We start from the raw sequence: 394 nt of genomic DNA, 5'->3' as shown, positions 1-394 counted from the left end.
CCCCCCCCCCCCCCCCCCCCCCCCCCCCCCCCCCCCCCCCCCCCCCCCCCCCCCCCCCCCCCCCCCCCCCTTTTCCACCCCCAAGACGGCATACGAGATTTCCTGTACGGTCTCGTGGGCTCGGAGATGTGTATAAGACACCGCCTCAAGGTGTTCGCACAGCGTTTGCGTGAACACCTCAAACAACACCGCATTCCTTGCAGCATGGCCAGGCGCTTGATCTGGTTGCGGCTGTGCCTGGCCTGCGGAACCTGTCTCTTATACACATCTGACGCTGCCGACGAAGAGAACCTAGTGTAGAGGTCGGTGGTGGCGGGGGGATTAAAGAGGGGGGGGGGGGGGGGGGGGGGGGGGGGGGGGGGGGGGGGGGGGGGGGGGGGGGGGGGGGGGGGGG

General features: G+C 71.1%; 1 protein-coding gene and 1 pseudogene. Both read right to left on the bottom strand.

Going from position 1 to position 394, the window contains the following annotated elements; translation table 11 throughout:
- Window positions 1-186: hypothetical protein (locus JHD63_RS23035; RefSeq protein ID WP_198973139.1), on the bottom strand; the 186-nt coding region annotated here is incomplete at its 3' end.
- Window positions 179-394, bottom strand: a pseudogene (locus JHD63_RS24655) (hypothetical protein); the annotation flags it as partial. The gene JHD63_RS23035 and the pseudogene JHD63_RS24655, both read right to left, overlap by 8 nt.

The organism is Xylophilus sp. ASV27, from assembly GCF_016428875.1.
Lineage (GTDB): Bacteria > Pseudomonadota > Gammaproteobacteria > Burkholderiales > Burkholderiaceae_C > Xylophilus.
This window is presented reverse-complemented; position numbering and strand designations above follow the sequence as displayed.